Here is a 24,454-nt window from a genome sequence, read left to right as displayed (position 1 = left end):
GAACCAGAAATCACCCTTGTGAAAGGGCGGGGTTTCCTGGTTCTCCTCATCTCCATCCAAAAATCATTAACTTGTGTATGATAGCGCTTTCTTAAATTATCACAGTCTGACGTGGATGTAAACGCTTTAAGGAAAGTTTTCATTTTTTTGAATAAATAACCGGAGGGAATATCAGCCGGAGCGCGAAAGATTTGAAGTACTCGATTTTGTACTCAGGCATAAGATGTGTTAGGCCGAACTAAGAAAAGCGAAGGGAGTGCATCTGTTGATTGATGAATTGGATTTTGCGTTCGGTGTTCTGCCGCTTTGTATCATCATCTTGTCAGTCGCCGGAACGTATCTGTTTAAAAACGCGTTCATTATGCCGGCTGCCGCTTTAGCCGTTTGCCTTATATGCACATTTACCGTATTGAATTTCTCGTTTATCGGGTGGGCCGTTGTGTATACGCTTGTCTCTTTCGCGTTATCGCATATTACGATGGTGGTGATCAGCCAAAATAAAAAATAGGATCGGCGGCAGCCGATCCAGCTATCAAAAGCAGAGATGCGCTCTCTGCTTTGTTTTATTTATGAATGTGCAGGAATTCCTTGATGACCGCGGTCTGTTCTTCTTTCGGATAGCTTCTGTACAGATGGCTGGTTAAGCGGACGGGGTCACCGAAGAAGTACCGCTCATATTGTGTCTGTCTTGTTCCGAAGGGGCTCATGGTCAAATCCCATGCGAGGCGGAACACTTTTACCCGGTCTTCGGCGTTCAATTCGGCCGCCTGCAAATATTGGTCAAGGTCTCCTCTGATGTCAGAACGGAACGCTTTTTCAGTCGGCAAAGTCACCATTCCGCTTGCCCCGATCAGCTGAATGATTTCCGTGAAGCGCGGGTAGATGTCGGGAAAAATCGCGCTGACCACACGAAGCGGAGTGACACTCGGACGCATATAACCCCATTCATCTGTTTCCGCATCATTCTCCGACTTTTCCAGAAGGGCTTTCATCGTTTCCAGACCGGTGATGATTTCAGCCATCTTAGCCTGAATATGCTGATATTCGCCCACATCTATCGCTTCGACAAGCGTTTGGGCGAGGCCCAGGAGAAACTCCGTCTTTACAATTTGTCTCGTGATAACTTGATGAAATGCGAAGGCGTTAAAAGAACTTTTCATATTAAAATCAAAAGCCGCCTCGTAATTATTATAAAAAAATACGCGTTCCCAAGGGACCAAAACGTGATCAAATACAACGATAGAATCCATTTCTTCATATCTTGAGCTGAGCGGATAATCAAACGATGATTTTCCGAGTACGAAAGATTCCCTGCAGATGAATTTTACTCCCTTTGTATTGGAAGGGATTGAAAAAGCGAACGCTTCATCCGATTCAAAATACATTTTAGGCAGAGAAACCACGAGCACTTCATCCGTCAGGCCGCCTTGTGTGGCTAAAATCCGGGCGCCGTGTATGATGAGGCCTTTTTCATTTTTATCGACGACTTTTGCCGAGATAGGTGTCGGCGATACGTTTACACCCATTTGTGAACGATTCACCTGAGGGGTGATAAACGTGTGCGTAAAAGAAAGATCCTGAGCAGCAGCGCGTTCGTACAGCGCTTGAACATGTTCCGGAAAACAATGCTCGCGGTCTTTCAAAAGCGCGGCAGAGGAGGCGAAGCTCATCAGCACGGTATTCATATAATCCGGGCTTCGTCCCATCATTCCGTGCGTGTGTCTGGCCCAATGTTCGAACATGTTTCTTCTTCTTTTTACGTCTTCTTTCGTTTTCGGCTGCAGGTATGAAAGCCCGGCCCGTTCTTTTTTACCGGGAAGACTGTAAGTCATTTGATCTTTCATGTCCGGTTTCGTTTGCAAATCATAAAGAGAGCGCTTCGTTTCCAGAAGGCCCTTAAATGCGGGATGTTCAGAAATCTGTCCCTCGATCTTTTCACCATCGAGCCAAATCTCATTTCCAAGCTGATTTAATCGGTCAATGAACATTTTGCCATTAATGATACCCATCATGTCGCCCTTCTTTCTTTGCAGATCCACTACCTCATTATATTGAAAACGAAATTGGGTGTTCCGGTTATTTCCAAAGGGGAAGAGCCTTTTTTGATAAGGGGGGTGAAGGAATTGCATAATAAAAAACCCCTTAAGCAGAGGGGTTTTTAACTGATCATGTCTTTGTATCGTTGTTCGAGGACAAAGTCTATCATTCCGGTGATACGGATGTTTTCAGCGTTCTTTGTAAAGTGAGGAATGGAGTGCAAAGGCCCTTTTTGGTACAGTTTCAGCAGTTTTATTAGATATATTAAGCCCCTGGCGAATAAAAAAAGCAGGAGATACGGAAGCAGGCGGGGAACATGAACATAGCTGACTTGACCTGAGAAAAGTGCAGTCAGAAACATAGCAATAACGCTTCCGATAAAAATCCATTTCATAAAATCAAATAATGAGGAGTCAGGTTTGGAAAACTGATTTTTCAGCTTGAATAACTTCTCAGTATCTTGTTCTTCAAGACATTTCATCAGTTCTTCATCATTTTTACAAGAGCTAATCTGCTTCATGCTTTCTTCGAGTGTATCATCACTTTGTTTACCGCCCGCTAAAGAAGCCAGTGTACGATATTTCTTTTCCAGATTTGTATTTATCATATTTATAACCCGGAAGGAGTAAGTGTTTCTTCTTAAGCGGCTGTCAGGTAACCGGTCTTTCTTTTCGCGCGAAAAAAACATATAAAACGCGACAATACATCCGATTGTAAACAGTGAAAACACTGCCGGCAACAGATCAGATAAAATGGGAACAGGTATGAGTGTTTTGACTTGAATAAACAAGAATGAAGTGAAGATCAACGCCATCACTATACAGCAAAAAGCAATCTTCATGAGCATTTGAAAAGGAAGAGCCGGAGCAGAGTAATAGTACTTTAAAAGACTGAGCGTATGTACATCCTGTTCAGCTAAAAAGTCCATCATTTCTTGTTCATTCTTACATTTTAACAATCTTTGTGCAGTTTGCTTTGCTGTGTTAAATGCGGATTGATTTTCATTCAATGAGTGAAACCTCCAAAAAAATAATAGGAATAAAACTGCATGAATAAGATATTCATGCAGTTTTTCTTTGATTAGTAGAGATCAGTCATATAAGCGTAAAGGGCTAGTAAAACTGCGGCGAATTCAGTTACCGCTTCTACTGTTTTATTCTCGGTCGGTTTTTCAACAGTAAGGATCTTAGAGGAGAAATAGAAAGCAGACACCCCTGCAACAATAACGAGGCCTGAAGGGAGAAGATCCCAGTCCTTCGCTAATTCACTTTCTGCAGCTGAAACCGGTACACCTTTATACGTTTTAATTCTAAACGTAAACATGGTCGTAAGTCCAGTTGTGGACCCATCGGCAACTGGAATGTCAGGTGTATAGATTTTAATTGAAACATCTAATGATTGAGCAGATGGGGTCACTGCCATTTCCAGATAACCGTTTCTTACAGATAGGCTCAGATTGTCTAATAAATTTTGATAAGAACGGATGTCTGAAGCCGTAAGTATTGTTTGTGTATCTCCCAGTAAACCAGTAACATAAGCCCCGGGCTTTCCATTCGTTATTGTCATTGTATTAGCAGACCCCTCACTTGGGATCGTATACAGAATTGAAGTAGACAATAAGATATCTAAAGTTGGAGAGGCTAAAATGGTTTCGGTTGTACCGAATTCGAACATCATATTGGCCAGACCAGATGAATTTTCCAATGCTGGAATTGTTGACAGAATATTGGTTAATGTGTTTAGTCTTGCATCATACACAGGATCAGAAGGCGGATGGACGCTGCTTGCACCCGAGTCTTTTCCGGAGTATCCGTCTTTGTCAATGGCGACTTTTCCCGCTCCGCTTCCGATCGTTCCTTCATAAAATTGATCAAAAGCCCAGTTTTTCGGCATCGGGTATCCGAGGTTTCCGCTGAATCCGGTCGACATGTTAGCCGTAAAGCTATATTTGGTCAGACCTGCTTCTGACGTCCGGATACAAATGTTTCTCGGTCCGTATACACCGATTTCATATTTCGGCGCAGTTGAGAACGCCTGCATTTTCATAAAAGCTGACTTGATTTCTTGAAAGTAAGGGATGATTTTATCTGTGACTTCATAATCATACGCATCGAAATCGACGGCAAAGTAAATGGTCGTTCCTGACGGAAAGCCTAATCTTCGGGCGGCTGATGCAGCGCTGTACGCATCTCTCGTTCCTTGGTCTTTTACAAAATAAGAAGATTCATAGCCGCCGTCCTGATAAATCGGAAACACGCTTAAGCCGGCATGGAAAATCGCGGAAAGTTCTTTTGACGTTAACGCTTTCGATGTCAGTCCGCTGCTTGTCCGCACATTCCCGGTCAGATATCTTCCCACGATCTTATAGCCATTCTCACGCAAAGTTTTAGCCGTATCTGCCGTCAAAATGGCAGCGGTGTCACAAGCTGAAGCAGCCCGCGTTGTGTCGCCTGAGCTTGATAATAAAGCTTTAATCGTCGGCATGTCCGCATAACCAGTCTGCGGCAGGCACATAAACTTTTGGAAAGCTTTCACTGCCGATACAACTCCGACGCCGTATTTCCCGTCGAATTCACCGGGATCAAACGCTTCCCCATTACAGTAAAGCGCGTATTGAACAATCAAAACAAAGCCTGTCCGTGAATCGCCGGGAGTCAAGGTAGGGCATAAGCTGGTCGTTCCGTTCCCGAAAAATCCATTGGCGACGCTTGTGCTCATGCCTTCTTCTTTTTGCAGAGCATAAATGAGAGCCTTGTTTGTATCGCGGGCATATAAGCCGTCACAAGGCATCAAGCCGATGTAGTCATTGTAATCCCGGTTCAGGTTCTGCTGGATTTGGCGGATTCTTTTGTCGCCTCCCGCTACTAACCGAAAAGCGCTCATATCCAGCAAGGCTTTCATAATGAGTGCCGTGACGATGCCGTCTTGCTTAGTGAGCCCGGCCGCTTTTTGAAACTCTTTTACAGCGCTTTCGGTATTTTCATAGAAAACGCCTGAAAATCCGCCGGGGTTAAAACCTTTACACCACAGCGCCCCTTGCAGAATGTAATTCATGTTTGTCGGTTTAGAATCGGGAGCCTGCTTTTTCAACGGCTTAAACAATCTTTGTGTCGTCGGTCCGAAGTTATCGGCAGGTTCTGAAATACCAAGCTCAATTTGAAGCGCCCGTGTCAGACCGTAAATGGTATCCCAGCCCGTTTTTCCGTTTTCCGGCACTTTGTTGTACCCGTGTCTGCCTTTGTACGTCTCATTCAGCCATTGTTGTGTTTCCAGGACCATTTCGTCCATTGTAATCCCTCCATTGCGTGTAGTGTGCGTTCATTCATAGGTGGCAAACGTATGACAGCTTGTCATGGGTTTATGAGTTTGTTCAAGCAGGGACAGCCCCATCATACAGCCGCAGCACAAACGCCGAAAGAGGCATTGATAGGAAAAGACCTCGCTATGACAATTGATACAAAAACAACAAAATGAATAGCGGCTTAAAGTAACTTTATCACTTAATCAAAAATAACAAGAATCATAAGTAGTAGTCATATAGTCATTTCAAGGGCTGTTCACATCTCTTCCTGCGGTCAAAATGGTTAGTTGGACGGATTTATGATTGGCTATATTGTCATTAACATAAATAGGGTAAATAGTTACAGGAAGGAAGGATTTTCTCGATGAAAAGCAAAAAGATTTTTAAGTCGCTCATCATTATTTTTACTCTTTTAATCAGCGGAATTGGTTTTATGGGTTTTTCTTCTCCGCAAAAAGCAGAGGCTAAAGACTGGCTTCATACTTATAAAAGCGGGTATTTCACTAACTATGTGATCAATACATATCACCCTAAATTCACTAAAACGACAAAAAAGTACAGCTTGAGAGCCGTGACTTTTAAATCCAACAGTAAAGGGAAGGGCACGTATAAAATATACGTCCAAAAGCAAGTCAACGGCAAAGGTGCCTGGAAAACAATCAAAACCGCCAATGCAAAGAAAAACGGAACGACTTATTTTGAAACACCTTCGTTAAAAAAAGGAGATTCATACAGATTTAAATTGGTCAATCAGGGTTCGAAAAAACGTGTCAATTATAGTGCAAGATGGATTGTATTCGCTTCATAATGCCGATTTTCCGGTCTATAAAGTTTTAGCTGCTGCAGCTGCGGCAGCTTTTTATTTTCTCCGGAGCTCAACCGCCAGGGAGCCCGCACCTGTCTCTTCGGGCGTACGTTTGTATTCACCGCATCATTCTGGATTATGCGGAAAGGTACATCGCTTCAATGATAAGCCAATCCCGGGTTCTTTTGATTCGTTTGAAAATGTTCTGATATAAAAAAGGCGTGCCGCGGTGTAAAATGGCTATATTGATAAATATGGAGGTTGAGATGGATCAAGATTATATGACTGAGCTTGTCTCAGTCCAGCTGAAGAAAATCCGGTCGGAGAGAGGCTACACACAGGAGAAAATGGCGGATGTGATCGGCCTTTCTAAAAAGTCGCTGGTGCAGATTGAGAAAGGGCGGGCGCTTGCGGAATGGCCGCACGTTGTGGCGGTTTGCGCGCTTTTCAGATCAAGTGAAACACTGCAATCCGTATTAGGAGATGATCCGCTGGAGGTCATTGAAACGGTTGCTCACCGCACAATTGACAGGCCGAAGGGGAAGACGATGGGCGGCAAGGTGTGGTGGAAAGCCATCGAGAAAAAAGGCGAGTTCCGCTTGCAGCAGCATTTGATTTCCCACCATTACCGCATCCTTGATTCCTATGATGATCTGTGGTTCAGCAGTTTTGAAAAGGCAGAGGCTTTGGAGCGGCTTGATGAGCTGTTTTTGGAGGCGGAAGAAGCGAAGCGCTGAGCACCTCCGGTTGATGTATTTTCTGACAAGTGGGAAAATATATATAAATTCCAGCCAAAGGAGAGATTCGAATGAAGCCTGAAGATATCGTCCGAAGCGGCCCGAATCAGTACATATGCAAGGAAGGAATCGCAAAAGAGCTTCCGGGGCTGCTGGAGACATTCAGAAAACCCGTTATTGTGGCCGGAATCAAATCCTATCAGGCGTTCTCCGATTACGGCGGCGGTTCTTCCTGGGATGTGATTCAGCATAAAGGATACTGTTCACCTGAGGCGGTGCGTAAGGTCTGTGAGCAGGCGGAAGACGCGGATGTGATCATCGGTATCGGAGGCGGCACGATTTTGGATTTGGCAAAAGCGGCGGCAGACCGGCTTGATATAGAGGCTGTGATGGTTCCTTCCATTGCGGGGACGTGTGCGGCAAGTACGCCGTTAAGTGTCATGTATGATGAGAGCGGCAATTTTATCAGAGTGGATTATCATAAGCGTTCAAGCTATTTGACGCTTGTTGATCCGCTGTTTTTACTTTCCTCTCCCATTGAATATATGAAAAGCGGGATCGGTGATACGCTGGCGAAATGGTATGAGGCTGAGGCGGTCATCAGAAATACGGAGGAGGCGGCGCCGCTGATGGCGCAGGCGGGGCTGAGACAGGCGGAATATATCCGTAATCTGTTATTGCGTTACAGTGAAGCGGCCGTCGGAAGCATGGAGAAAGGCGAGCTGTCCGTGCCGTTCATCCATACGGCGGAAACGATCATTATGCTTGCGGGAACGGTCGGCGGGTATGGCGGCCGTTTGTGCAGGATGGCAGGGGCGCATGCGGTCCACAACGGACTCAGTTTTCTTCAGGAGACACATCAGGTGCTGCATGGCCAGAAGGTTGCTTACGGCATATTGGTGCAGCTCGCGCTTGAGAATCGGAGACCTGAGATTGAAGAGCTGCTTCCGTTTTACAGCCGGCTCGGTTTCCCCGTCAGCCTCTGTGATCTCGGCATCCTTGACAACCATGAGGAAGCCAAGCGCCGCATCGCTTCTCACGCCTGCCGGGCGGAAGAATCGTTATGCTTAATGGGGCAATATCGCGAGAAGGACGTGTCAGCGGCGATTGAATCGCTCGAATCAGAACAAAAGACAGGATAGAGTTTGTTATCTATCTTGTCTTTATTTTTTGAATATTTCCGTTATAATGAGTGGGGTATAGAAAGGGAGGGGCCAAAGGACATGTATCAGGCGAAGAAGATGTTGTTATTAGGATCAGGCGAGCTGGGGAAAGAAGTCGTCATTGAAGCGCAGCGGCTCGGGGTTGTCACTGTAGCCGTTGACAGCTATGAGCATGCTCCCGCCATGCAGGCCGCACACAAAAGCTATGTGATTGATATGCTTGATAAAGCGCAGGTCAGAGAAGTCATTGAGAAAGAAAAACCGGACTTGATCGTGCCGGAAGTGGAAGCCATTGCGACGGATGAGCTGCTGAAGCTTGAGGAAGAAGGTTTTCACGTCATTCCGAATGCGCGTGCGGCAAAGCTGACGATGGACCGTGAAGGCATCAGACGGCTTGCGGCAGAGACGCTTCATCTTCCGACTGCCGGCTATGAATTCGCGAATACATATGAAGAATTTAAAGAAGCGGCGGAAACAATCGGCTTTCCGTGCGTAGTAAAACCGCTGATGAGCTCTTCCGGAAAAGGGCAAAGCGTGTGCCGCTCGGCTTCCGGGCTGAAAAGCTGCTGGGACATGGCGATGGAAGGCGGCCGGGTGAAAAACGGCCGGGTCATCGTTGAGGAATTCATTCCGTTTGAATCAGAAATCACTCTTCTGACAGTGCGCGCGGCGAACGGTACGTCCTTTTGCGCGCCGATCGGACATGAACAAAAAGACGGTGACTATATTGAATCATGGCAGCCTCATCATATGACGGAACAGCAGATCAAAGAGGCGAAACACATTGCGAAAAGCATAACGGACGAGCTCGGCGGATACGGTTTGTTCGGGGTGGAGCTTTTCCTTACTGAAGATAAAGTATATTTCAGCGAGGTGTCTCCCCGTCCGCATGATACGGGGCTCGTTACGCTTGTGACGCAAAATTTGTCGGAGTTTGCGCTGCATGTCCGCGCGGTATTGGGATTCCCGATTCCGGAAATCACTCAGCTGTCGCCGGGGGCAAGCCGTCCGCTGAAGGCGCCAAAAGAGCTTGCTGATTATGCGGTTGAAGGTTTGGAGAAGGCTTTGGCGGTAAAAAGCACTCAGGTCCGCGTATTCGGTAAACCCGTCACGAAAGTCGGACGCCGTATGGCGGTTGCGCTTTCTGCAGCCGGGACCGTTGAAGAGGCCAGAGAAAGAGCGGCCGAAGCACTCAGTCATTTATCAATTACATAAAATGATCTTAAAAGGTGTTTTTACCGTAATGGTAAGGCGCCTTTTTTGTTTGGACAGACTATATACTGGAAAACGGGGTTGTGAGATAATGTATGGGCCGCTTTGTATCAGTCAGACTTTTCAACTCTTGAAACTTTTTATGTCCGCAATCGTTATATGTAATGTTCTCATTTCACAGAGAAGGAAATAACAATACATCATACGGCTTTTCATTCATCAAGAACGGACAATCCGGACCGCGGCATGGAATATTTAAGCAGGGTAATCCGGAATAGAGGAAACCATGATTGCTTACCTTAATATGAACGGCAAAAAACAAAAATCACCAGATTAGATTGTTCAAATAACACCAAATGCTGTATAATAAAAGAATTTGAATGATAGCATTGAAAGAATTCCATTTTATGTTTCCGTAAAATGGAGTCTTTATGCATACGCAGTCCGATTTGATATGGTTTTAATTGGAGGTTTGTGTAAACTGTGAATTATATACCTAGTATGATTACAATTGGAAATTTTATTTGCGGGCTCTTATCGATTCATTCCCTTTTGTATCATAATATACACTCTGCGGTGATCTTTATTTTCACCGGGATGTTTCTTGATTTCTTTGACGGTTTGGCCGCCCGTAAGCTGAACGCGGTATCGGAGATGGGAAGAGAGCTTGACTCCTTTGCTGATCTCGTGACGTTCGGCGTAGCGCCGTCCATGCTCGCTTACAGTGTTTCACTATATACGATTCCGTTCATCGGAATTTTAATCGCGCTTTCCTACAGCATCTGCGGGATGATCCGTCTTTCCAGATTTAATATTGAACAAAGCAAGCTGCCGACGTTTATCGGGATGCCTATTCCGTTTGCGGGTATGTGTCTTGTCATTTTGAGCTTTATCAATAACGCTTTTCTTCTGGGGGCGGGAACGATCGCGCTCGGTTATTTAATGGTCAGCAACATTAAATTTCCGCACTTTAAAAAACAGGCGCCTGAAAACCTGGAGAGCAGAAGATGGAATTAGTTCAGCAATTAATATCCGATTACGGATATATCGCAATTTTTCTTATGCTGACACTCGGAATTATCGGATTGCCTATTCCGGATGAAGTCATGATGACGCTTGTGGGCTACTTCGCTCATTTAAACGTGCTGAATTACGGGCTCTCCATTCTGGTCAGCTTTATCGGAGCGCTCCTTGGGATGATTATCAGCTACTTCATCGGCAGAAAAGCCGGCCGGCCGTTTATTAATAAGTTCGGGAAATGGGTCGGCCTGAAGGAAAAGAGGATGGAGAAAGTAGACAGGTGGATGAAGAAGTACGGGCCGTACACCATTATTTTAGGTTATTTCATCCCCGGCATCAGACACGTGACCTGCTACTTTTCCGGAATCGGCAGAATGGAATTCAAAACCTACTTATGCTTCGCCGCCATCGGAGCGTTTTTATGGTGTTTTATTTTTATTACTATAGGAAAATTCATAGGAGTAATCAATGTTTAATACTGCCGCTAAAGTTCTTTATCGTTCATTGATTGAACTGACTAATAATCGATTGACGTCTTATCTCATTAAAAACTTCTGTGAATCGAAACTGAGCAAGCCGGTGATTCCGCTGTTTTCCAAACACTATCGCATCAACTGGAATGAAACGGAACGCACGGCTTCTGACTTTGATTCACTGGCGTCATTTTTTATTCGTGATATTAATTTGAATCTCCGCCCCGTGGCAAAAGAGAAGAACGCCATCGTCAGCCCGGTGGACGGCGTCGTTCAGACGGTGGGCATGATTAATCCCAATCAAACTTTCATGGTAAAAGGGAAGGATTATTCGTTCGCCGAACTGACGGGGTTTAAAAGCGCCGATCACAAGTATAACGGCGGGTGTTTTGCCGTGCTTTACCTTAGCCCGAGACATTACCACCGCTTCCATTCTCCCGTCAGCTGCACGTATCAGAAGCTGGCCGAGCTGGGGAAACGCTCCTATCCCGTTAATACGATGGGGTTAAAGTACGGGAAAGATGTGCTCTCAAAAAATTACCGTTATGTGTACGAGCTGACCCGTGCTGATCAGCAGATGCTCATGATTCCGGTAGGTGCGATGAATATTAACTCGATCGTTCAGACAAACACCGGAAACAGGCTTGAGACGGGGGAAGAGCTGGGCTATTTTTCATTTGGATCGACCGTTATTTTAGTATTCGAGAAAGATATGTTTACCCCTTCGGATAACCTGACTGAAGGCCGTGAATTACAGGTCGGCCAGATCATCGGTTATGCGGAGTCACAGGAGGAGGCGTCCGCTTTATAAAAGCTGCTCCTCTTTTTTATATGGTGTAAGGAAGTGAACATTATGGAAGAAAAGGATTTGGCAAAGCTGATAGAGCAGTACCAGCATACAGGGGATCAGCAAATTCTTGAAGCCGTGCGGGACGCATGCCGGCCTGTCATTGAGGCGCTCATCTCAGAACTGGCTGAAGACAGCGCCGATCTTCTGCGGACAAAAGGCCGTGAACGTTTTCCGTTTATTATCGGCAAGTATCAGACCGCGGCCGGCCTTTCGCTTGAGACCTTTTTGCGCAATACGTATCGGTTTTATTTTCAGCAGGTTTTAAAAGGCGAAGCGTGACTGGAAGAAAGAGTACGGACGGAAATGTTCATCTTTCGCCCGTTTTCCTGTATGATATAGTAGAGTGTGCGATCATTAATATAATTGAACAGGGTGTATAAATCATGGAAAAACAATATAGAGTTTTACTTTATTATAAATATGTAAAGATTGATGAGCCTGAGGAGTTCACGGCTCAGCATTTGAAGTTTTGTAAGGAGCTCGGTCTGTTAGGCCGTATTTTGATTTCTGAGGAAGGCATTAACGGTACGGTGTCCGGAACGGTTGAACAGACGGAACAATACATGAATGCGCTGAAAGCTGATCCGCGCTTTGCCGACATGCCGATCAAAATTGACGAGGCTGACGGACATGCATTCCGCAAAATGTTTGTGCGCCATAAAAAAGAATTGGTGACGCTTCGTCTCGAAGATGATGTTGATCCGAATGTCACGACGGGCAAGCATTTGAAACCGAAAGACTTTTATGAGCAAATGCAGGACCCTGACACGATCGTGATCGACGCCAGAAACGACTATGAGTATGATCTCGGTCATTTCCGCGGAGCGGTCAGACCTGATATTGAGGCGTTCCGTGAGCTGCCGGACTGGATTGAAGAGCACAAAGACATGCTTGAAGGCAAAAAAATCCTCACGTACTGCACAGGCGGCGTACGCTGTGAGAAATTTTCCGGCTGGCTGCTGAAGAAGGGCTTTGAAGACGTGTCCCAGCTTGACGGCGGTATCGTCACTTACGGTAAAGATCCTGAAGTGCAAGGGCAGCTGTGGGACGGACAGTGCTACGTGTTTGACGAAAGAATCAGCGTACCGGTCAACCGCGTAGAGCACGTTATCATCGGAAAAGATTATTTCACGGGTGAGCCGTGCGAGCGTTATGTGAACTGCGCAAATCCGGCATGTAATAAAAAAATGATCTGCACACCTGAGAATGAATACAAATACATGCGCAGCTGCAGTCACGAATGCCGTACGAACGAACGCAACATGTATGTGAAAGAGCACGAAATGACTCAGGAAGAAATCAATGAACGCCTTGCTTTGATTGAAAAAGAGGATCATGCGGCGATTGATTAATAGAAAAGACCACCAATGAGGTGGTCTTTTTTGTGTTTACATACTTTCTGTCCGGGCGGTCTGGTCTGCCGTGACGGGTCCTTTATATTTGAATGCTTTTTCCCACTTGGACACGACGATGCAGGCGACCGCATGGCCGGGCACGTTGACGCCGGTTCTCGCCATGTCCATGACGCGGTCGACACCGGCAATGATGGCGACGCCTTCCGCGGGGAGACCGACGGCATTCGCTGTCGCCAGAAGCACGACGAGTGAGCCTGACGGGACGGCGGCAATGCCTTTGCTTGTCATCACGAGGACAAGCATCATCAGAAGCTGCTGAGAAAGCGGCATTTCCACATGAAACGCCTGCGCCAGGAAAATACAGGACACCGATAAATAGAGGCTTGAGCCGTCACAGTTCAGCGATAAACCTGACGGAACCACAAAGGAGACGACCCGCTTCGGACAGCCGTATTTTTCCATCCGATCCATCAGCTGAGGCAGAATGGTTTCTGTGCTTGTCGTGGAGAAAGCGATCAAAAACAGATCCCAAATCATTTTCAGCACTTCAAAGTACTTGATTTTAAAGATAAGCCCCACGATCGGAAACAGAACGAAGAGTATCAGGAACAGCCCGAGGAACACAGTGCCGATCAGCTTCAGCATCGGAAGCAAAAGCGCGATTCCGAATTGCCCGACGGAGGCGGCCATCAGGGCGAGAACGCCGATCGGAGCGGTGACCATCACCATCTGCGTCAGTTTGAACATAATATTTGCCGTGGATTCGAAGAAACTCATGACAGGTGCGGAGGCTTTGCCGATGCCGGCTGCGGCAACACCGAATAAAATCGCGAAAAAAATGACGGCGAGAAGATCGTTTTTCGCCATGACGTCAATGATGTTAACGGGGATAATATCAAGAAGCATTTGTTTCAGGTCGACTACTTTTTCCGTATAGCCGGAAAGCTCGTGAATATCTTTTTTAGCAAGATGAGAGAGGTTAAGTCCGACTCCCGGCTTCAGCACGTTCGCCAATAACAGACCGAGCGCCAGAACAAGCGTCGTAATCACTTCGAACCAAATAATCGTTTTGATGCCGAGACTGCCCATTTTTTTCATACTGCCGCTGCCGGCGGCTCCGATAACAATGGTTGAAAACACGATCGGCACGACAATCATTTTAATCAGGCGGATAAATCCGTCTCCGACGGGCCGCAGCGCCATCCCGAAATCCGGGAAGAAATGGCCGATCAATGCTCCGATGGCTAAAGCGATCAAAATCTGGAATGCGATAAATTTTTTCAAGCGAATCCCCCTTTTACTTGCGCATTTCATACGTAATTCGTGAAGCAGGCGGCAACCACCTTCCTATCCGCCATAAATTTGTCACATTATTGACTGTGCGAAAGAAAGGATTGCTTTACATTATGTAAGCGCAATCATTTAATATGACAGAAAGTCCTCATTGGAAAAAATGAAGGAGAATAAAATAAAGTTAGATTTTCGCTTGAAAATATCAAAAATTGTGATAATTATCCTCTTATAAGTGGTATATTTGATATGATACGGTCAACTGCATCCTCATATATCTGTGCATACACGATTCAGGCAGAGAAAACAGGCAGCTTATAAAAGACTGAAAATTTTAATAATTACAAGAAAGGTGTGCTTTTGTTGAATCAACTGATTGAAAGACGTAAGGTCACAGCAAGAAAAGAAAAACCGGACTCCGCTTCATTGGGGTTTGGCAAGTACTTCACAGATTACATGTTTGTCATGGATTACGAAGAGGAGAGAGGGTGGCATGATCCGAGAATCACCCCTTATGAACCGGTCCATCTGGATCCTTCCGCATCGGTTTTCCATTACGGGCAGGCCGTATTTGAAGGGCTGAAGGCTTACAGGTCAGAAGACGGACGGGTGTTGATGTTCCGTCCTGACCAAAATATAAAACGGCTGAATAAATCGTTACGGCGGATGAGCATGCCGCCTCTTGACGAGAAGCTGGCGCTGGAGGCATTGATACAATTGGTGGAGCTGGAGCAGGAATGGATACCGATAGAAAAAGGAACCTCTTTATATATCCGTCCGTTTGTAATTGCGACTGAGCCTTCTTTAGGCGTCCGGCCGTCAAAGCGTTACAAGTTCATGGTTGTTCTGACGCCTGTCGGTTCGTATTACGGCGATCAGCTGAAACCGATCCGGATTTATGTGGAGGATGAGTATGTGCGTGCCGTCACCGGCGGAGTGGGCGACGTCAAAACGTCCGGAAATTATGCGGCCAGCTTACAGGCTCAGCGGAAAGCCGAAGAACTGGGGTATGATCAGGTGCTTTGGCTCGACGGGGTGGAAAAGAAATATGCCGAAGAGGTAGGGAGTATGAATATCTTTTTCATCATAAACGGAGAGGCCGTAACGCCGGCGTTAAACGGAAGCATTCTCGGGGGCATCACACGCGCATCTGTGATAGAGCTGTTAAAAAGCTGGGGCATCCGCGTCAGGGAAGAACAGGTCGCCATTGATGACATCTATGAGGCTGCGATGAGAGGCGAGGTGTCAGAGGTATTCGGTACGGGAACCGCGGCCGTCATCTCGCCGGTCGGCGCGCTGCACATTCACGGAGAAACGATTGAACTGAATAACGGTTTGATCGGTGAAGTGTCAGAAAGGCTCTATGAAACGATTGCCGGCATCCAAGTCGGGAAGGTGCGGGATTCGTTCAGGTGGGTGGTTGAAGTATAAATGAAAAAAGAACCCTTGCGCTGCAGGGTTCTTTTTTTGGTTATTGGGATTTTACGGCTTGCACGCGGGCTCTGCTTTTCCGGTTTTTCAAGTAATAAGCGGTGTAGCAAACGGCCATAAATGCAATTCCGCAATAAAGGGCGATGGCCTGGTTCGGATCAAAAGCGATGCCGATACAGGAGGCGAGGCACAGGAGAAAGGCCGCTATCGGTACGGCCGGATATCCCGGCGTCCTGTATTTCAAGTCTGAAAGCTGGTGCCCTTCTGTAAGAAACCGTCTTCGGAACAAAAATTGCGATGCGGCGATGCTCATCCACACAGCCACTACCGCAAACCCTGAGACGGAGACGAGAACAAGATAGACTGTATCCGCTGCAAATACGCTTGACAACAACGACAGAATGCCGCCGATCATACTGAAGATCAGAGCGTTAAAAGGAATGCCTTTAGAGGTCAGCCTGGCAAAGGCGGGATGAAGCTCCCCTTCTTTAGACAGGGACCACAGCATACGTGATGACGCGTACAGCCCTGAATTGGCCGCAGACAGTAGCGCCGTTAAAATGACGAAATTCATCAGATCGGCCGCATAAGGCACGCCGACTCTGTCAAATACCGTGACGAACGGGCTTTCAATCACACCGGCTTCCTTGATGGAGATCATCCCTGACAGCACAAAAATCGTTCCGATAAAGAAAAGCGCCAGCCGCCAGACTGTGGTCTTAATGGCGCGCGGAACGGTTTTTTCCGGATCGGCGCTTTCCCCTGCGGCGATTCCGATCAACTCCGTCCCTGAAAAAGCAAAGTTTACTGAAAGCATCGTCATCAGTATCGGGAAAAAGCCATTTGGAAAAAGGCTGCCGCCATCCGTAAAGTTCGACAGCATAGGTGCGGCCTCACCGCTTTTCATCGGGACGATGCCGAACATCGCTGCTCCGCCCAATAAAATAAACAGTAAGATGGCTAAGACTTTAATGCTTGAGAACCAAAACTCCGATTCAGCAAAAAATTTCACGGAGAAGGCGTTTAATAAAAAGATGAAAAGAGCGAATACCGCACTCCACATCCAAACCGAAGTATGCGGGAACCAGCGCTGCATGAAAAGCCCGGCCGCCGTGAATTCAGAGCCCAGCGCCACCGCCCACGTCAGCCAGTACAGCCATGCGACCGTAAAGCCCGTCGCGGGCCCGATATAGGTCTTCGCATAGGTGTGGAATGCGCCCGTCACCGGCATGGCCACTGACAGTTCACCAAGGCAAAGCATGACAAGATAGACGATGCCCGCGCCCAAAAGGTAAGCGAAAATGGTGCCCGCCGGACCCGCCTGATGAATGGTATACCCAGAGCTTAAAAACAGCCCCGTTCCGATCACACCTCCGAGTGATAGCATAAAGAGGTGTCTGCTTTTCATACTTCTCTGAAAATTCGTCTCGTTCTTGTTGTTCATTGTTTTCCAACTTTCTGCGAGGGCCGTTCTAATAAAAAATCTCATGCCGGCGAACGGCACGAGATTCCGGCGAACCGGCTTTTTGAATAGAATATACAAACTATTCCGATTAGTCAAGTTGTTTTTAAGGTTTTGGCCCAATCGGCAATGGCCTGAATGTCCGCGGGTTTCGTCCGGCAGCACCCTCCGATCAGGCTCACGCCGTTTTCGTACCAGCTTTGCGCGCTTTTTCCGAAATGGTTTTCGCACGCTGCGCCTTTCCAGGTTTTTGTCACTGGGTCATATTGTTCGCCGGAGTTCGGATAGGCGATAATCGGTTTGGATGCTGACCGTTTGATTTCTTCTATCAGCGGCGGAATATGTTCAATCGTTGTGCAGTTGATGCCGATCGCTGCGATTTGGCTGCAGGAGTCAAGCAGGGCCGCGCATTCGGAAATTGGCGTGCCTTCGCTGATATGCCGTCCGTCTTTGGCGCTGAAGCTGATCCATGCATAAGTGCCGGGGAATTCCTCCAGCAGCCTTGTGATCGCTTTTGCTTCTGACAGGCACGGAATGGTCTCACAGGCCAAAAGATCGGCGCCGGATTCTATAAGGGCTTTCATCCGGGGGCGGTGAAAGCTGATCAGCTCATCCTCCGTCAGTCCGTAATGCCCGCGATATTCTGAGCCGTCAGCGAGGCTCGCGCCGTAAGGCCCGATAGAAGCGGCGACCAAAGGTTTGGGCCGGTGTAAACGGTTTTCTTCATGCGCCCAAAATTCATCGCGTGCTTGTGCGGCAAGTTCAACAGATGTCTGAATGAGACGTATCGCATCGGTTTCCGGGATGCCGCGCGCTGCAAATCCTTCAATTGTCGATTGATAACTGGCGGTGATCGCGCAATCAGCGCCTGCGGCAAAATATTCTGCATGCACCTGTTTGATCAGTTCTGGCCTCTCCAAAAGAATTTTGGCCGACCACAGATCATCATGTAAATCACAGCCCATCCGCTCAAGCTCGGTTGCCATCGCGCCGTCTATGATCATAACCGGGTATTCATTTAATATTTGTGTAATGGGATTCATAGGCCTTCCTTTCTGACTTTACTGAAAATATATAAAAAGGGTAATGGACGCTATTCTCTTTGTCAATGAACCGGCAGAAAAAAGGTGTTCAGGACGCTGCCCGAACACCTTTTGTTTAGGAAATGTGTTTGCCTTTCGCACTTTTCGCGATGTCTGAATACTCCCAGCAGTCGATCCCGTCATCATCAGGGAGCACATCTCTGTAAAAGACGGGGTCTTTTCCGGCTTTCTTTTGCCGGACATAATCGCTCAAAGCGGCAAACGCTTTTTTCGACAGAAGGAAAATCGCGATTAAGTTCACAACCACCATTAAGCCCATGAATAAGTCAGCCATATCCCACACAAGCTGGACTTTGGAAATACAGCCGAACAGTACCATTCCGAGCACGCAGATGCGGTAAATGAACAGCCATTTTTTGTTCTGGCTTAAAAATCCGATATTGGTTTCTCCGTAATAATAGTTGCCCATCAGAGCGCTGAAGCCGAACAAAAGCATTAAGACGGCAAGGAAACCTGACGCCCACGCGCCGACATGGTCGCTCAAGGCGGCCTGAGAAAGCGCGATGCCGCTCAGTCCCGGCTGGTGATAAGCGTCTGAAAATAAAATGATAAGCGCCGTGCTTGTACAAATGACGAGCGTATCCGTCAGGACGCCGAATGCCTGAATGAGCCCCTGTTTCACCGGGTGGCTCGTCGTAGCTGTCGCCGCCGCGTTCGGAGCGCTTCCCATACCCGCTTCATTTGAGAAAATCCCGCGTCTTACACCTTGCATCAAGGCCGCACCTAAAGCGCCGCCCGCTGCTTGATCAATGCCGAACGCATTTTTTACGATTAGGGACAGAACGCCGGGCAATTGGGTGATGTTCGTCAGAATGACAAAGAAAGCGACACCGATATATAAAACGGCCAAAACGACTACGATGTATTCCGCCATTTTCGCAATTCGTTTGACGCCGCCGAAGATTACGCCGCCGAAAACCAAGATTAACATAATGCCCAATGTAAGCCGGCTGGTGCCGAATGCGTTTTGAAAGGCGACGCTGATCGTATTGGATTGAACGGAATTAAAAACAACTCCGAATGACAGTGTGATTAATACGGCGAACAGCGCGCCCATCCAGCGTTTCTTCAGGCCCTTTTCCATGTAATAGGCCGGGCCCCCGCGGAATCCGTTTTGATCTTTTACTTTATAAATTTGGGCCAGCGTGCTTTCAACAAAGCTTGAAGCCGAACCGATGACTGCGATAATCCACATCCAGAAAATAGCGCCCGGACCGCCGAGTGCGATCGCAATGGCGATTCCGGTAATATTCCCGGTTCCGACACGCGCCGCCATACTGATGCAAAATGCCTGAAACGGGGAAATGCTGTTTTTTGTCCGGGCGGCCGCGCCTTCCTTCAAAACCCGGATCATTTCCTTCAGCATGCGGACTTGCAGACCCTTTGATCTGAACGTAAAAAACAGTCCCAGAGAAAGAAGCAGTACGATTAACAGTTTTGACCATAAAAAATCATTTGCCGAGCCGATTACATTTTCAAAGAATTCCTGCATCCAATCACCTCTTGGTTCGTTTGATTAAAAAATACTGAGCTCCCACTCCTGTGCGATATGTTTCAGCAGCATGCCGCCGGTCAGGCTGTTGCCGTATTCATCAATGGCCGGACCGTAAATGCCGATGCCGCAGCCGTTATGAAAAGGCTGTTCTCTTCTGGCGCTTGGGGGAACCAATGCCATAATGCCGCCGGATACCCCGCTTTTGGCGGGGACGCCGACGAAAGCCGCATATTTTCCTGACGCATTGTACATCCCGCATGTCAGCATCAGGGCTTTGGCGAGTTTCGCGACATCTTTCGGAATGACCTGTTCCCGTCGGATCGGATGGTAGCCGTCATGCGCAAGTATCAATCCGATTAAAGCGATGTCCTCGGTTGTACCCTCCATGGCGCACTGCTTTAAATACACTTCAAGCGTTTCTTCCACATCCGCCTCGAGAAAGTTCGTTTCTTTTAAATAGTAGGCGAGCGCTCTGTTCCGATGCGCGGTCTGCCATTCAGAACGGAAGACCTCCTCGTGAATGTGAGGGCGTTTTCCTATTAATTTTTCAAAAACGGAAAATAGATATTCTAATTTATCATGCGCCGTTTCACCCGGAAGCAGCGAGGCGACGGTAATGGCGCCGGCATTGATCATCGGGTTGAAGGGCTTCCCGGGTTTATGGATTTCAAGCCGAATGATAGAATTAAACGCATCACCCGTCGGTTCCACGTCCACACGATCCAGCACGTAAGAAATGCCTCTGTTCATGCAGGCGGCAATAAAGCTGATGACTTTTGAGATGCTCTGCAATGTGAACGGGACATTCCATTCACCGGCATGAATCATTGAGCCATCCGGCTCTAATATGCAAATGCCCAGCTGAGAGTCGTTGATTTCTCCGAGGGCGGGTATATAATTTGCGCTTTTTCCATTGACGGAAAACGGTCGGTAATGCTCGACCCAATCTTGTAAAAGTGAAGCCAGTTCCTCTTTTTCAAGGCGCTCTCTGACCATATCTTTCATAACATTCCTCCTCTATTGCAAGCCTGTCCGAAGCGGAAACCGGTCTTGGAAAACGTTTTCAAAAATAGCGTGTTCCATGTTAATGTATAATGACATCTACAGAATCATACAAAATACGACAAAATCATTCTTAAAATAAGCCGATAGATTTATAAATCAGCCGGAGTGTCCCGCCATTCGGGTCTAAAGAAATTTGCGGACTGTATCGGTCTTGTTCAAAATAGACAGAAGAAGGAAGTGATTATGATCAGGCTCGACTATTTACTGAAAAAAGACGGCTATCTTTTCGCCCTTATGCTGATCACCGTGCCGCTGGCGGGGGAACTGAAATTTTACCCCCTGAATGAGGTATATCGGATCAGCTTCGGCGCCCCGGCTTTTTTCTTTTTTCTGCTGCTGCTTCGGCATGTGCCGGCAGTATTGTCAGGGCTGTTGACAGGTGCAGCCGTTGTGGCATTCCGGATCGGCCTGGCGTGCTGGGGAGGAGAGCATGCCGGCTTTACGGAGGCTTTTTTCAGCCAATATCCCAGTTTCTTTTTTTACTTTACATATGCCTGCTTGTTTTATGTGCTGAAGGTCAGGCTTTTTTGGGATCGGCCGCTGATGATCGGGTTTCTCGGTTTTCTCATTGAAATTGCGTCCGATGCCGTTGAAATGACGGTTCAGTTTTCCGGCGGCCGGCAGATTATGATGCCGGACAAGCTGGCGGATATTGCGGTTATCGCTGTTTCTCACACATTTATTGTGCTGAGTTTTTTCAACGTGATGAAGCTGCACGAATCTCAGGTCAGGGAAAAACAAACGAGAAAGCAGCATGAGCACATGCTGATGATTGTGTCTAACTTATATGAAGAAACGATTCATTTGAAAAAAACGCTGAAAACGACGGAGCATGTGACGAAAGAATCCTATCAGCTATATCGGGAAATGAGCGGGAACGACCGGGAGCTCGGGAGCCGAATGCTGCGCCTTGCGGGAGAAATTCATGAAGTGAAAAAAGACAATCAGCGAATATTCGCCGGCCTGTCGAAGCTGATTTCCAATGAGAGATTCCGGGATTACATGAATGCCGCCGCTCTGGTCGGCATCGTCATCCGAATCAATGAAAAATACGCCGAATCTTTAGGCAAGGACATTCAATTCCGGAGCGTGATTGAAGGAGAGCATCCCGATTATCACGTCTTTACCGTCTTGTCGATCTTAAATAATCTGACCGCCAATGCCGTCGAAGCCATGGGTGACAGGGGTGAGATCCGCCTCGCGCTGCGCAGGGCGGAGGGGGAGATCGCCGAATTTGAGGCGGAAGATGACGGTCCCGGCATTCCGGAAAAAATCGGAGAGGTCGTTTATGATCCCGGATTTACGTCCAAATACGATGAATTCGGCACACCTTCAACGGGCATCGGGCTTACTTACGTGAAGGAAATCGTAACTGAACTTGACGGAGACATTTCCTTTCATAACAAGCCAAAAGGCGTCATATTTACGATTAAACTGCCGGTGAAGCATTTGATTGCAGAAAGGATGAACTCATAATATGCGTTTTTTTATAGCTGATGATGACCGGGCGATCCGTTCCATTTTAAAACAGATGATCGAGGACGAGGACTTAGGCGAAGTCGTCGGTGAGGCAGAGGACGGAAGCCAGATTGAAGGGCATTATCTCCATTTTAAACAAGTCGATATTTTATTAATTGATCTGCTGATGCCGGGGCGGGACGGGATTGAGACGATCCGGCATCTTCAGGGATCGTACAACGGAAAAGCGGTGATGATATCGCAGGTGGAGGCAAAGGAAATGGTGGGAGAAGCTTATTCTCTCGGCATCGAATACTTTATCCACAAACCGATCAACAAAATCGAGATCGTCACCGTATTGCGAAAAGTAAAAGAGCGGATTGAACTGGAAACCTCGATCGGCGACATCCAACACTCGTTAAGCCGTCTTATTCAGCGGAATGAGCCGAAAAAAAGCGGGCCGGGGGGGATGCACGAGAAATCAATCAAAGAAACAGGAAAATTTCTTTTATCGGAATTAGGCATCGTGGGAGAAAGCGGGGCGCATGACCTTATGGCTGTCCTTCACTATTTATTTGAGGATGAACAGGCGGAAAGAAACATCCCGTCTTTAAAGCAGATGTTTACAAACGTCGCCATCCGGAAGCTGGGGCCTGCGGCGGCACAAGCCGAGGTTAACAGAGAAATCAAGGCCTCGGAACAGCGGATCAGAAGGGCCGTCATTCATTCGTTAAACCATTTCGCTTCATTGGGCACAACTGATTTTTCAAACCCCAAATTTGAATATTACGCCTCGAAATTCTTTGATTTCCCCGCTGTCAGCAAGAGAATGAAAGAAATGCAGGCTAAGGAAACCGTGCCGCTTTCTCCGGTTAAAGTGAATATGAAAAAATTCATTCACGTCTTCTTTTTGGAGGCGAAAGATTTACGCGAAGGATCAAAATTTGTCAGCGGAGGCATCCGGTAAGCTGATAAATAGGGTTTACGTATATAAGGTTTTTGTGTAAAATAATGTTAACTAAGAAAGAACGGAGGGGTCCTGATGGCAAGTCAAAATCCGGTTTTCGCACTAATAAAATAGTGTCAATGTCTCTGCCTTGAGCGCGGAGGAAACCGGGATTGTCTGCCTGAATAAAGGAACCTGAAGTAATAATGAGGGGGCGGCGATTATGCCGCCCTCTTTTTGGCGTCTTCACATATCTCTTTCTCCTCCGCCTCAGGCGAAGCTCTGTGTCAGTAAATAAGGGAAATGGGGAAACGAAGTGACAAAACAAAGGGAAATAGAAACCGTTCTGAACATCGCAAAGGAAAATGGCTTACGGTTAAAATATGAAGGGGCGGACATAAATGAAACGGGTATGGACTTCCAAGTCGTATTTGCTGAAGATGACAGCGGCATGACATGGGTGCTCCGAAAGCCGCGCCGTCCCGATGTTATCGAAAGAGCGGCTGCAGAAAGCGGCGTTCTCGCGTTTCTCCGCAGCCATGCCGCGGTAGCAGTGCCCGATTGGCGGATTCATACACCGGAACTGATCGCTTATCCGAAACTGGACGGAATACCAGCTGCCGCAATTGATCTGGATAAGAAACAGTATGTCTGGAATATGGAACACGAGCCGCCTTCAGACGGTTTTGTCGGCTCGCTTGCCGCGGCATTAGCCGAGCTGCACGGGGCAGACCCGGATGCGGCCTCCAGATCCGGAATTGAAATCATAAAACCGGATGACGTCAGGCAAAGGGCGGCGGAATCAATGGATCACATAAAAAAAGAAATCGGGGTCTCAGAGCCGCTTTGGAAAAGATGGCAAACGTGGATAAATGACAGTTCGTACTGGCCTGATTTTTCCGCGCTGATCCATGGCGACTTGCATCCTCCGCATATTTTGATCGGCGAAAATCAGCGTGTGACGGGTCTCCTCGATTGGACAGAGGCAAAGGTTGCCGATCCGGCCAAGGATTTTGTCCTTTATCAAGTGATATTAGGAGAAAAAGAAACAAAACGGCTGATGAAGAGCTACGAAGCTGAAGGCGGGCGCGTCTGGCCGAAAATGCAGGAGCATGTGACAGAATGGCAGGCCGCTTATCCCGTGGAAACGGCGAAATTCGCGCTTCAGACGGGGCAAGAGGAGCATATGCAAATGGCGCGGGACATGCTCGGCCTGTCCGATCCGAAAGGTTATTGACTTCCGCCGGATGA

23 protein-coding genes are annotated in these 24,454 nt (G+C 47.4%); 15 read left to right on the top strand and 8 right to left on the bottom strand.

Features of this window, described 5'->3' with window-relative positions:
• The first annotated feature begins 265 nt into the window (after positions 1-265).
• A complete protein-coding gene (locus tag G9F75_RS15180) occupies positions 266-508 on the top strand; it encodes a DUF2651 family protein (RefSeq protein WP_007408994.1) in 243 nt (80 codons plus the stop codon).
• Positions 509-563: 55 nt separating this feature from the next.
• Here the strand turns inward: G9F75_RS15180 and hpaB are convergent, their stop codons facing one another.
• The 3 genes from hpaB to G9F75_RS15165 all read right to left on the bottom strand — a co-directional run bounded on the left by hpaB (position 564) and on the right by G9F75_RS15165 (position 5,325).
• A complete protein-coding gene (hpaB, locus tag G9F75_RS15175) occupies positions 564-2,009 on the bottom strand; it encodes a 4-hydroxyphenylacetate 3-monooxygenase, oxygenase component (RefSeq protein ID WP_021495313.1) in 1,446 nt (481 codons plus the stop codon).
• A 149-nt stretch (positions 2,010-2,158) separates the two neighbouring features.
• Positions 2,159-2,644: a hypothetical protein gene (locus tag G9F75_RS20140; RefSeq protein WP_225513878.1), complete on the bottom strand. Its 486-nt coding sequence runs from the start codon at positions 2,642-2,644 to the stop codon at positions 2,159-2,161.
• Positions 2,645-3,117: 473 nt separating this feature from the next.
• Positions 3,118-5,325, bottom strand: a complete 2,208-nt coding sequence (locus tag G9F75_RS15165) for a glycoside hydrolase domain-containing protein (RefSeq protein ID WP_029973952.1) — start codon at positions 5,323-5,325, stop codon at positions 3,118-3,120.
• Positions 5,326-5,376: 51 nt separating this feature from the next.
• On the opposite strand from G9F75_RS15165, the gene G9F75_RS20135 reads away from it, so the two are divergent.
• The 10 genes from G9F75_RS20135 to trhO all read left to right on the top strand — a co-directional run bounded on the left by G9F75_RS20135 (position 5,377) and on the right by trhO (position 12,950).
• Positions 5,377-5,511: a hypothetical protein gene (locus G9F75_RS20135; RefSeq protein ID WP_021495310.1), complete on the top strand. Its 135-nt coding sequence runs from the start codon at positions 5,377-5,379 to the stop codon at positions 5,509-5,511.
• Positions 5,512-5,702: 191 nt separating this feature from the next.
• Positions 5,703-6,146: a hypothetical protein gene (locus G9F75_RS15160; RefSeq protein ID WP_007609154.1), complete on the top strand. Its 444-nt coding sequence runs from the start codon at positions 5,703-5,705 to the stop codon at positions 6,144-6,146.
• Positions 6,147-6,409: 263 nt separating this feature from the next.
• Complete coding sequence (locus G9F75_RS15155) at positions 6,410-6,880, top strand: helix-turn-helix transcriptional regulator (RefSeq protein WP_003156718.1); 471 nt, start codon at positions 6,410-6,412, stop codon at positions 6,878-6,880.
• Positions 6,881-6,951: 71 nt separating this feature from the next.
• On the top strand, positions 6,952-8,022 hold the full coding sequence (locus G9F75_RS15150) for an iron-containing alcohol dehydrogenase family protein (RefSeq protein WP_167409207.1): 1,071 nt from the start codon (positions 6,952-6,954) through the stop codon (positions 8,020-8,022).
• Positions 8,023-8,103: 81 nt separating this feature from the next.
• A complete protein-coding gene (purT, locus tag G9F75_RS15145) occupies positions 8,104-9,258 on the top strand; it encodes a phosphoribosylglycinamide formyltransferase 2 (RefSeq protein ID WP_021495308.1) in 1,155 nt (384 codons plus the stop codon).
• Between the two features lie 480 nt (positions 9,259-9,738).
• Positions 9,739-10,272 (top strand): CDP-diacylglycerol--serine O-phosphatidyltransferase, encoded by a 534-nt coding sequence (gene pssA, locus G9F75_RS15140; protein WP_007409002.1) that lies wholly within the window; start codon positions 9,739-9,741, stop codon positions 10,270-10,272.
• On the top strand, positions 10,263-10,751 hold the full coding sequence (locus G9F75_RS15135) for a DedA family protein (RefSeq protein ID WP_021495307.1): 489 nt from the start codon (positions 10,263-10,265) through the stop codon (positions 10,749-10,751). The genes pssA and G9F75_RS15135 overlap by 10 nt, the downstream gene beginning before the upstream one ends.
• Positions 10,744-11,559: a phosphatidylserine decarboxylase gene (locus G9F75_RS15130; protein ID WP_021495306.1), complete on the top strand. Its 816-nt coding sequence runs from the start codon at positions 10,744-10,746 to the stop codon at positions 11,557-11,559. The genes G9F75_RS15135 and G9F75_RS15130 overlap by 8 nt, the downstream gene beginning before the upstream one ends.
• A 42-nt stretch (positions 11,560-11,601) precedes the next feature.
• On the top strand, positions 11,602-11,877 hold the full coding sequence (locus G9F75_RS15125) for a hypothetical protein (protein ID WP_022552524.1): 276 nt from the start codon (positions 11,602-11,604) through the stop codon (positions 11,875-11,877).
• A gap of 104 nt (positions 11,878-11,981) precedes the next feature.
• Positions 11,982-12,950: an oxygen-dependent tRNA uridine(34) hydroxylase TrhO gene (gene trhO, locus G9F75_RS15120; protein WP_014416813.1), complete on the top strand. Its 969-nt coding sequence runs from the start codon at positions 11,982-11,984 to the stop codon at positions 12,948-12,950.
• 36 nt (positions 12,951-12,986) lie between these two features.
• Here trhO and gltP read toward each other — a convergent pair whose 3' ends face one another.
• The gene (gene gltP / locus G9F75_RS15115; protein ID WP_007409006.1) at positions 12,987-14,237 is read right to left on the bottom strand and encodes a glutamate-aspartate/proton symporter GltP; all 1,251 of its coding nucleotides are present in this window, start codon (positions 14,235-14,237) and stop codon (positions 12,987-12,989) included.
• 369 nt (positions 14,238-14,606) lie between these two features.
• Here gltP and G9F75_RS15110 point away from each other — a divergent pair, with 369 nt between their 5' ends.
• Positions 14,607-15,674 (top strand): branched-chain amino acid aminotransferase, encoded by a 1,068-nt coding sequence (locus G9F75_RS15110; protein WP_015416722.1) that lies wholly within the window; start codon positions 14,607-14,609, stop codon positions 15,672-15,674.
• 40 nt (positions 15,675-15,714) lie between these two features.
• Here G9F75_RS15110 and G9F75_RS15105 read toward each other — a convergent pair whose 3' ends face one another.
• The 4 genes from G9F75_RS15105 to G9F75_RS15090 all read right to left on the bottom strand — a co-directional run bounded on the left by G9F75_RS15105 (position 15,715) and on the right by G9F75_RS15090 (position 20,739).
• On the bottom strand, positions 15,715-17,118 hold the full coding sequence (locus tag G9F75_RS15105) for an amino acid permease (RefSeq protein ID WP_161620106.1): 1,404 nt from the start codon (positions 17,116-17,118) through the stop codon (positions 15,715-15,717).
• Positions 17,119-17,231: 113 nt separating this feature from the next.
• Positions 17,232-18,179, bottom strand: coding sequence for a homocysteine S-methyltransferase (mmuM, locus tag G9F75_RS15100; protein WP_021495304.1), 948 nt, complete (start codon positions 18,177-18,179; stop codon positions 17,232-17,234).
• A 115-nt stretch (positions 18,180-18,294) separates the two neighbouring features.
• Entirely contained in the window at positions 18,295-19,731 is a 1,437-nt protein-coding gene (locus G9F75_RS15095; protein WP_167409206.1) for an alanine/glycine:cation symporter family protein, read from the bottom strand.
• Positions 19,732-19,755: 24 nt separating this feature from the next.
• Positions 19,756-20,739, bottom strand: a complete 984-nt coding sequence (locus G9F75_RS15090) for a glutaminase (protein ID WP_007409011.1) — start codon at positions 20,737-20,739, stop codon at positions 19,756-19,758.
• 243 nt (positions 20,740-20,982) lie between these two features.
• Here G9F75_RS15090 and glnK point away from each other — a divergent pair, with 243 nt between their 5' ends.
• The 3 genes from glnK to G9F75_RS15075 all read left to right on the top strand — a co-directional run bounded on the left by glnK (position 20,983) and on the right by G9F75_RS15075 (position 24,440).
• Entirely contained in the window at positions 20,983-22,275 is a 1,293-nt protein-coding gene (glnK, locus tag G9F75_RS15085) for a two-component system sensor histidine kinase GlnK (RefSeq protein WP_109566664.1), read from the top strand.
• 1 nt (position 22,276) lies between these two features.
• Positions 22,277-23,224 carry a glutamine utilization two-component system response regulator GlnL gene (gene glnL, locus G9F75_RS15080; protein ID WP_094296344.1) on the top strand — a complete coding sequence of 316 codons (948 nt, stop codon included), beginning with the start codon at positions 22,277-22,279 and terminating at the stop codon, positions 23,222-23,224.
• A gap of 295 nt (positions 23,225-23,519) precedes the next feature.
• Positions 23,520-24,440, top strand: coding sequence for a macrolide 2'-phosphotransferase (locus G9F75_RS15075; RefSeq protein WP_095061510.1), 921 nt, complete (start codon positions 23,520-23,522; stop codon positions 24,438-24,440).
• Positions 24,441-24,454 lie beyond the last annotated feature (14 nt).

Origin of the sequence: Bacillus sp. EKM208B (assembly GCF_011800725.1) — a bacterium.
Lineage (GTDB): Bacteria > Bacillota > Bacilli > Bacillales > Bacillaceae > Bacillus > Bacillus velezensis.
Note: the sequence above shows the minus strand (reverse complement) of the source record. Positions and strands in the feature narration are given on the sequence as shown.

Coding starts and splice junctions, on each gene's coding strand:
- hpaB (WP_021495313.1), bottom strand. CDS start 2,009: ATGGGTATCATTAATGGCAAAATGTTCATTGACCGATTAAATCAGCTT.
- G9F75_RS20140 (WP_225513878.1), bottom strand. CDS start 2,644: ATGATAAATACAAATCTGGAAAAGAAATATCGTACACTGGCTTCTTTA.
- G9F75_RS15165 (WP_029973952.1), bottom strand. CDS start 5,325: ATGGACGAAATGGTCCTGGAAACACAACAATGGCTGAATGAGACGTAC.
- G9F75_RS20135 (WP_021495310.1), top strand. CDS start 5,377: ATGACAGCTTGTCATGGGTTTATGAGTTTGTTCAAGCAGGGACAGCCC.
- G9F75_RS15160 (WP_007609154.1), top strand. CDS start 5,703: ATGAAAAGCAAAAAGATTTTTAAGTCGCTCATCATTATTTTTACTCTT.
- G9F75_RS15155 (WP_003156718.1), top strand. CDS start 6,410: ATGGATCAAGATTATATGACTGAGCTTGTCTCAGTCCAGCTGAAGAAA.
- G9F75_RS15150 (WP_167409207.1), top strand. CDS start 6,952: ATGAAGCCTGAAGATATCGTCCGAAGCGGCCCGAATCAGTACATATGC.
- purT (WP_021495308.1), top strand. CDS start 8,104: ATGTATCAGGCGAAGAAGATGTTGTTATTAGGATCAGGCGAGCTGGGG.
- G9F75_RS15135 (WP_021495307.1), top strand. CDS start 10,263: ATGGAATTAGTTCAGCAATTAATATCCGATTACGGATATATCGCAATT.
- G9F75_RS15130 (WP_021495306.1), top strand. CDS start 10,744: ATGTTTAATACTGCCGCTAAAGTTCTTTATCGTTCATTGATTGAACTG.
- G9F75_RS15125 (WP_022552524.1), top strand. CDS start 11,602: ATGGAAGAAAAGGATTTGGCAAAGCTGATAGAGCAGTACCAGCATACA.
- trhO (WP_014416813.1), top strand. CDS start 11,982: ATGGAAAAACAATATAGAGTTTTACTTTATTATAAATATGTAAAGATT.
- G9F75_RS15105 (WP_161620106.1), bottom strand. CDS start 17,118: ATGAACAACAAGAACGAGACGAATTTTCAGAGAAGTATGAAAAGCAGA.
- mmuM (WP_021495304.1), bottom strand. CDS start 18,179: ATGAATCCCATTACACAAATATTAAATGAATACCCGGTTATGATCATA.
- G9F75_RS15095 (WP_167409206.1), bottom strand. CDS start 19,731: ATGCAGGAATTCTTTGAAAATGTAATCGGCTCGGCAAATGATTTTTTA.
- G9F75_RS15090 (WP_007409011.1), bottom strand. CDS start 20,739: ATGAAAGATATGGTCAGAGAGCGCCTTGAAAAAGAGGAACTGGCTTCA.
- glnK (WP_109566664.1), top strand. CDS start 20,983: ATGATCAGGCTCGACTATTTACTGAAAAAAGACGGCTATCTTTTCGCC.
- glnL (WP_094296344.1), top strand. CDS start 22,277: ATGCGTTTTTTTATAGCTGATGATGACCGGGCGATCCGTTCCATTTTA.